The following is a 6,822-nucleotide window of genomic DNA, read 5'->3' as shown; positions in this document are numbered from 1 at the left end:
GCCCTGGTCCGCCCCGCCCACCCCGGTCCGCGTCATCCGGCACGTCAGCGGCCACCCCGGCCATGCCCGCCGCCGAGCCCTGCCCCCACCCCAGGCTGACCGTCGAAGGAGAAGCACCATGTCGCTGAAGAACGTCAACACCGTCCTGGCCACCGCCGTTGCCCTGTTCGTCCTCTACCTCGGGCTGTCCTTCATCCTGACCCCCGAGACGTCCACTCCAGGCGTTGGCCTGCCGAACTGGCCCGACGGCGACGGCGGCGGCTTCCTCACCATGAAGGGCATCCGTGAGTTCGCGATGGGCCTGGTCATCGGCATCCTGCTGGTGACGGGCCACCGCCGCGCCCTGGGCTGGGTCCTGCTGATGGAGGCCGTCGCCCCGTTCGGCGACATGATCAACGTCTTGGCCCACCACGGCTCCGCCGCCGCCGCGTTCGGCATCCACGGCCTGACCGCGGTGCTGATCGCGGCCACCGGCCTGCTGATCCTCCGCGAGACCGGCAAGGCCCACCAGGCGCCCGCCCCGGTGCCCGCAGCGCGGCCCGCCTGACGGCCGCATGCCGAAGGGGTGGCCCGGCCGCATGGCCGGGCCACCCCTTACCCGTCGGCCACCGTCGGGAAAGGCCGGGCAGGCGATTTCCTTCCGGTGAGCGACGGCCTACGGCCGGGGCGGCCTGCTGCGCCGCGGCGACCACGGGCACTCCACCCCTCGGGGGCCGCTTGGGCTCGGCGCGTCCACCCGGGCCGGTCTCAGGAGCGCTTGGGCTCCAGGTGCAGCACGGTGATCCCGCACTCGAAGGTCTGCGAGGCGACCGTACGGAACCGCTGGTAGGCGTCGGGGGTGCCGAACACCGGCATGCCGGCGCCGATCGCGGTCGGGTTGACGAACAGGTGCAGCTCGTCGACCAGGCCCTCGTTGATCAGGCTGGACACCAGCGTGCCGCCGCCGTAGGCGATGAGGTCGCCACCCGGCTGGGCCTTGAGGCCGTTCACGGTCTCGGCGAGGTCGCCCCCGGCGATGACGGCGCCCTCCCAGGGCGACTCGGTGAGGGTGTTCGAGATCACGACCTTCTGCGCGTTGTTGATCTTGTCGATGGCCTCCTGGGGCTCGCCCTCCGGCTCGGACGCCCAGTGCGGAATGAACCCCTCGGCGAGCTTGCGGCCCAGCACGATGCAGTCCACCGGCTCGACCATCGCGCTGATGTAGGCGCCGATGTCAGTGGTCCATGGGAACGTCAGCCAGTCCATCTCGCCGTTCGGGCCACCCATGTAGCCATCGACGCTCATCTGGACCTGGAGCTTGAACTTGCGCACGAGCGGTGTCCCTTCGGGGCTGCGGTCATACGGGATGCCGGGCACGGGGGCCGAGGGCGGGGCCGAGTGGCCGATGCCCCGGCGATGGCCGCTGACCGTACTCCGGCTCGGTCCGCGCATCCCGGCGTGATCACATCCTGACACGAGAAGTGGACGGTGTCCACATATTCGTCGCGGGAGTGGTGAGGGGGCCGCCCGCGGGTTTCGGCGGTCTTGCTCAGGCGGTGTGGCGGGTCCTGCGGCGGCGTACCGCGAGGGCGGTTCCGCCACCGGCGGCGACCAGTGCGGCGGCCACGCCGGCGATCGCCGCGGTGTTGTCGTCCGTGCCGGTCTCGGCGAGGTCGGGGCCCTTGGCCGCGGTCGGCGGGGCGCTGTTGGCCTTCACGGTCTTGTCGATCCAGCCCGCGTAGGCGGGGGCGCTGGTGTAGAGGCCGGGGCCGTGGGAGCACGGCACGTTCGGGGCGCCGGGCCCGGAGGTGACGCCGATCAGCTCCCAGCGACCACCCCGGCCCTTTTGCACCTGCGGACCGCCGGAGTCCCCGAAGCACGCCATGGCCTTGGGCACGGTGGTGATCGTGCACAGCCGGGTCCGGTTCGCGTAGCCGGGCGCGCACTCGGACTCGGCGCCCCGGCGGGTGTTCAGCTCCTGCAGCCGGTCAGGGAACGCGAACTCGGTGTCGACGGTGGTGCCGAAGCCCAGGAGCCGGGTCGGTGTGCCGGGCGCCCCCGGCTGCTCGGCGATCTCGATGGGTTGCTGGGCGACCGGGCGGTCCAGGCGTATCAGCGCGAGGTCGTCCTTGTTGGCGGCCTTGTTGTCGCCGTTCACATAGCCGGGGTGGACGAAGATCCGGTCGATCTTCCGGACGGTGCCGCCGGACTTGCGGTGGGCGCTGCCGACCCGCACGGTGCCCTCCAGTTCGAGCCCCTCGACCTTCACGCAGTGAGCCGCCGTCAGCACCCACTGCCGATCGATCAGCGACGCCCCGCAGTTTCCGTCGAGCATGCCCTGCGAGGGGGCCGACTCCGGGATGCTCGCCATGAAGGGGTAGCTCTCGGAGGAGTCCGACCCGTTGACGATGGCTCCGGCGGTACCGACCATCACGGTGGCGCAGGCCGCGGCGGCGAGAACGCCGACTGCGGCGGTCCGGGCGGTACGGCGGCGCGGCGGCTTGAAGCTGAACACAGAGAGTTCCCTTTGGCTCGGTGGTTCCGAATGCATTCAGCCTCGTTGTCCGAAACCTGCCGCACCATCCAGGCAACGGGTCAGTCGACGGTACGGCCAGCCCCCTCTCTGTACGGGGGAAACCCCCAGGTCCCGAGTGTGGCTGCCTGCCTCCCGACCCGTGTGCCACCGATGTCGCGCCCCGTGAACAAAGCCACCCGCCGATACGCTCCCCGTATGCGGACACATGAGCAGGCCATGGTGGTGACCACCACCCATGAGAGCGAGGACAAGGCCCGCGCGCTGGCGGCGGAGGCCGTGAACGCGCGGCTGGCGGCCTGCGCGCAGGTGTACCCCATCGCCTCGGTCTACCGGTGGCAGGGCAAGGTCGAACAAGCGTCGGAATGGCGCGTGGACTTCAAGACGGACGTGAGCCTGGCGGACGACCTGACCACGTTCGTCATCGACCGGCACGACTACGAGACCCCCGAGGTCATCGCGGTGCCGATTACCGCGGGGAGCGCGGCTTACCTGGATTGGGTGAGGTCGCAGACCGGGGAGTGACGTGCGGCCAGGGGAGCTGAGGGGGCTGCCGGTATGCCGTGAGGTGGAGGCCGGCCTTCCCTGTCAGGGCTTTGGCTACGGGACGAGCGGCCCCACCTCGTGGCAGGAGCCGCTCGTCCTTACCCCTGAAGCCGACCAGGAGTAGCGTTCTGAGTGTCGAGGTCAGAACGGAGCACAGCATGCCACAGGGCACCGAAGAGCACATTGGCGCACGTATCGCCGACTATCGGAAACTACGCCAGTTAACCCAAACGGCCCTCGCCCAGCGGGCGTTCCTCTCCAGGGGGTGCATCGCGAAGGTGGAGCGGGGCCTGGCACCGGCGACCCCCAGCGTGGTGGCCGCGGTGGCCAGGGTCCTCCAGGTCGATGTGGCCGTACTGACCGGCCAGCCCTACATTTCCGAGCTTCAGCAGGACCGGCTCGACCGGCTGATCGCTCCGCTGTCGGATGCCCTCGACATGTACGACCTCGGGCCCGACTCGCACGTCACGCCGCGCCCCCTTGCCCAGTTGGAGCAAGACGTACGCGAGTTGTGCGCCGGTGCCTGCGCTACCCAGTACAGGGACATCGGATCCAAGTTGCCGGGCCTGCTGGGTGAACTCACCACTGCCATAAGCGAGCTACCCCAGGGACGCGACTATCAGCGTGCCGCCGCGTCGTTGAGCTGGTGCTACTGGACGGCGTACGAGTTCGCCTACCGGCTCGGCTACCACCATCTGGCCACCATCGCCCTGGAACGTATGGGCTGGATGGCAGAGCAGGCCCAAGACCCGCTGCTCCTGGCCGTACGGCTGAACAAGCGGAGCAGCATGCTGTTGCGCCGGGGCGACAACAAGCTGGCGCTGAAGGTCATCGAGCGTGGTCACCGACTCGTCGAGCAGCACGAGGACACCGGTTCCACCGATGCCTTGGCGGTGGCGGGGAGCCTGCACCTGGCGGCGGCCATCTCCGCGGCTCAGGCCGACGACGCCGATGTCGTCAGGGGGCACCTGGGGCTGGCGCGTGAGGCGGCGGACAGAATCGGGCGGGACGTGCCCGATGTCTACTGGGCCTCATTCGGAACGACCAACGTGGCCCACTTCGACATTGCCGCTCTGGTCGAGCTGGGTGAGCTGGGCCAAGCGGTGAAGGAGTCCAAGAAGCTGCACTTCCCGGAGTCCCATCCGAAGATGCGGGTGGGTCGGTACTACATCGAGATGGCCCGAGCGTATGCGCAGATGGGCAAGCCTGAACCGGCCGAACGGTTCCTGCTCCGCGCCCGGAAGGTGGCCCCGCAGCAGGCCCGCTACCACCCGCTGATGCGGGAAACGATCGGCACGCTCGTCCGTCGGCAGCGCCGGGCCCCCGAATCGCTGTCCTCCCTCGCCACGTGGGTCGGTATGTAACGAGTGGGCGCACCCCTGCGTTGTTCCCTGTTCGGGAACACCACAGGCTCGGTGAATCGGGACTCTGTGACGGTAGCCGCACACTCCGTCAAGGGAGCCGAACGTGACGACCACCGCCGCATGCCTTCCACCCCCTACCGGGGCAGGGCTTGAGGACCGCCTCGCCCTGGCCATCCGGCCGGAAGGCGGCCACGCCTTCCCCGACATCGCGGAGGCCGGCCGGTGAAGCCGAACTGGAAGCCACCTCTCGGGCTGGAGCCGCGGTTGCGGCAGGCCGGTATCGGCTGGAAGGCCGTACGGGTGCCGGTGGAGATCGGTGAGCGGGTGCTGATCCTGCTCGGTGACGACAACGGCGCGGTGGTCCAGGACCAGAGCATGTACTGGTTCGTCCCCGCCGAGACGGCACCGCGCCCCGCCCTGGACCGGCTGGTCCTGCTGCCCCGGCGGCCGGAGGAGGCCGCGTACGTGTGCATGCCGCCGGTGCACTGGAACCGGGGGCCGGGATTCCACTGGCGGATGCCGGCCGACCGTGGCCTCACGCCTGGTGACCTGCTCTTCGTCGCCGCCCGGATCGCGCTCAACACCAGCCCGGCCGACCTGAGGGAGGCGTCCCTTTGACCACGCGTATGCGGTACGTGGAGATGCGCCTGGGGCCAGACCCGGTCGCCGAGCCGTACATCATCGAGGTCCAGTGCACCTCCTGCGAGGCCGCCTCCACCCCCGCGCCCGAGCAGGTGCCGGGCGAGCAGCGGGACAAGGCGGAGGAGTGGGCGCTGGCGCACACCGGCAAGGCGGACGCGGAGGGGCGGCACCACACCGGTTACCGGGTCACGGTGACGATGTTCTGGCGGGTCACCCCCAGCGAGGACATCGACCCGCCGGTGGTTCGATGTAGCGAGTCGAACAAGGCTGAATGACCATCAGAAATCGTTGCGCCGACCGGTGGACGCGCTGTTTTGGAGCGGGCTCGAATCGTTCGGACGGGCTTGTGTCGCACCTAGACTGTCGTAGCCTGCGAGAGAGGATCGATCACATGCGCCCCGCACGGTTTGAACAGTTCTTGAAGTCCCTCCTGGAACAGGCGGGAGTGGCCAAGGAGGTGCAGACCGCGCGGGAAGTCGGTGACGACCGGCACCCCTATGGCTTGGCCGTTACCTACTCGACGGGCGCGCGGGTGTTGCTCCAGATTGTCGCCACCTCAGCGGAAGGCGACAAGTTTGATCAGACAGAGCAGATCATCGAGGGCGATGCGCCCGCTCCAGTAGAGGCGCCAGAGCCGTTCGATGGAGGCCAGGTGCGGCTGGAGTTGGTGGATCAGCACATTGCCGCCTTGGTCCTCAACAGCGGTAACCGCGAAGTGGCGTCCGCAGAGGCGTTCAGCACTCGTGAGGCGCCTGGCGCTGTCCACTACGGCGTGAAAATCATCTACCACGACACGAGCCGTGTGTATGTCTACGTGGTGAAGGCCCTGCCTGCCGGTCGTGACTGGTCGGGTGGTGCTGATTTCGACGTCCCAGCCGCTGTGTAGCGGCTGGGGTGGCTCCCCCGAAGATCGGGAGCATCCTCGGACTCTCAGGAGGTCGAAATGCGCGGTAAAAGGTTCGATCCTGCGTTAGTCGCGGGTAACTGCCCCGTATGTGGCGTTGGCACATCAGCGCAGCCGGGCCAGGAGACCCCTCTTCACCAGCAGTACGGCCAGCAGGATCAGCCCACGTGCCCGGGTGCCGGGCAGCCGTCCAACTAGCGACTCCAGTGCCCCGCCCGCGCCGCGAAAGTGGGTGAGCGGGGCATCACCCCGTCCCTGCGGGCCGCATCCCGCGACATTGCGCACCCGCAGAGCCGCTCACGAAGGCATTGACTCACTCACCCACACCCCGACCGGCGCGAGGGTGTCCTTGCGGATCACGGCCCACGGCACCGGAACGGGCACCTACGGATGGGTGGTCGAGCGCAGTGCTGAGGCAGCAGGCAAGGCGGAGGAAGGCTTGGGGATGACGGTCAGTCAAGGATGCGGAGCATGGAGCGTGCGACCCCTGCGATGCCTCGTCCGATCACCTGAAGCAGGCCGATCTCCCCAGCGAGTTCGCCGACATCAGCGGCCGCGTCTGCACGGCCGTGCCCGGTCCCGCACCGCGCGCAGGCGCGGGGCCATCGCCGCTTGTGGCCGCCGCACCTTCTACAACTCGCCATGGGAAAAACCCTTTTCGTCCAACAGGCAGGCCATGTCCGCCTGACATTACCCGTATCCGTCGATTCGGTTCGCACGCGTGGCCGGTGGCGGGAGGGCTGGTCATCGCCCAGCGGGTCGGCGCCGCAGGTGTCTGCGCGGGCTCTGACCGCGCCCTGATCACCGCCCCGCACACCGCACCCCCAGACGCCGCATCCCCGGCCCCCGAGACC

At 69.1% G+C, this 6,822-nt stretch carries 8 protein-coding genes; 6 read left to right on the top strand and 2 right to left on the bottom strand.

What is annotated here, in order from left to right:
- The first annotated feature begins 118 nt into the window (after positions 1–118).
- A complete protein-coding gene (locus E4099_RS26840) occupies positions 119–547 on the top strand; it encodes a DUF4267 domain-containing protein (RefSeq protein WP_135341710.1) in 429 nt (142 codons plus the stop codon).
- A 200-nt stretch (positions 548–747) separates the two neighbouring features.
- Here the strand turns inward: E4099_RS26840 and E4099_RS26835 are convergent, their stop codons facing one another.
- The gene (locus tag E4099_RS26835; protein ID WP_135341709.1) at positions 748–1,311 is read right to left on the bottom strand and encodes a dihydrofolate reductase family protein; all 564 of its coding nucleotides are present in this window, start codon (positions 1,309–1,311) and stop codon (positions 748–750) included.
- A gap of 217 nt (positions 1,312–1,528) precedes the next feature.
- Positions 1,529–2,494 (bottom strand): S1 family peptidase, encoded by a 966-nt coding sequence (locus tag E4099_RS26830; protein ID WP_135341708.1) that lies wholly within the window; start codon positions 2,492–2,494, stop codon positions 1,529–1,531.
- A 216-nt stretch (positions 2,495–2,710) separates the two neighbouring features.
- Between E4099_RS26830 and cutA the strand changes: the two genes are divergently transcribed.
- The 5 genes from cutA to E4099_RS26805 all read left to right on the top strand — a co-directional run bounded on the left by cutA (position 2,711) and on the right by E4099_RS26805 (position 5,950).
- A complete protein-coding gene (cutA, locus tag E4099_RS26825; RefSeq protein ID WP_135341707.1) occupies positions 2,711–3,037 on the top strand; it encodes a divalent-cation tolerance protein CutA in 327 nt (108 codons plus the stop codon).
- A 179-nt stretch (positions 3,038–3,216) separates the two neighbouring features.
- Positions 3,217–4,422, top strand: coding sequence for a helix-turn-helix domain-containing protein (locus E4099_RS26820; protein ID WP_135341706.1), 1,206 nt, complete (start codon positions 3,217–3,219; stop codon positions 4,420–4,422).
- 222 nt (positions 4,423–4,644) lie between these two features.
- Complete coding sequence (locus tag E4099_RS26815; protein WP_209446757.1) at positions 4,645–5,040, top strand: hypothetical protein; 396 nt, start codon at positions 4,645–4,647, stop codon at positions 5,038–5,040.
- On the top strand, positions 5,037–5,339 hold the full coding sequence (locus tag E4099_RS26810) for a DUF7848 domain-containing protein (RefSeq protein WP_135341705.1): 303 nt from the start codon (positions 5,037–5,039) through the stop codon (positions 5,337–5,339). The genes E4099_RS26815 and E4099_RS26810 overlap by 4 nt, the downstream gene beginning before the upstream one ends.
- Positions 5,340–5,455: 116 nt before the next feature.
- Positions 5,456–5,950, top strand: coding sequence for a hypothetical protein (locus tag E4099_RS26805; protein WP_135341704.1), 495 nt, complete (start codon positions 5,456–5,458; stop codon positions 5,948–5,950).
- Positions 5,951–6,822 lie beyond the last annotated feature (872 nt).

The sequence above is a fragment of the Streptomyces palmae genome, from assembly GCF_004684805.1.
Classification (GTDB): Bacteria; Actinomycetota; Actinomycetes; order Streptomycetales; family Streptomycetaceae; genus Streptomyces; species Streptomyces palmae.
Note: the sequence above shows the minus strand (reverse complement) of the source record. Positions and strands in the feature narration are given on the sequence as shown.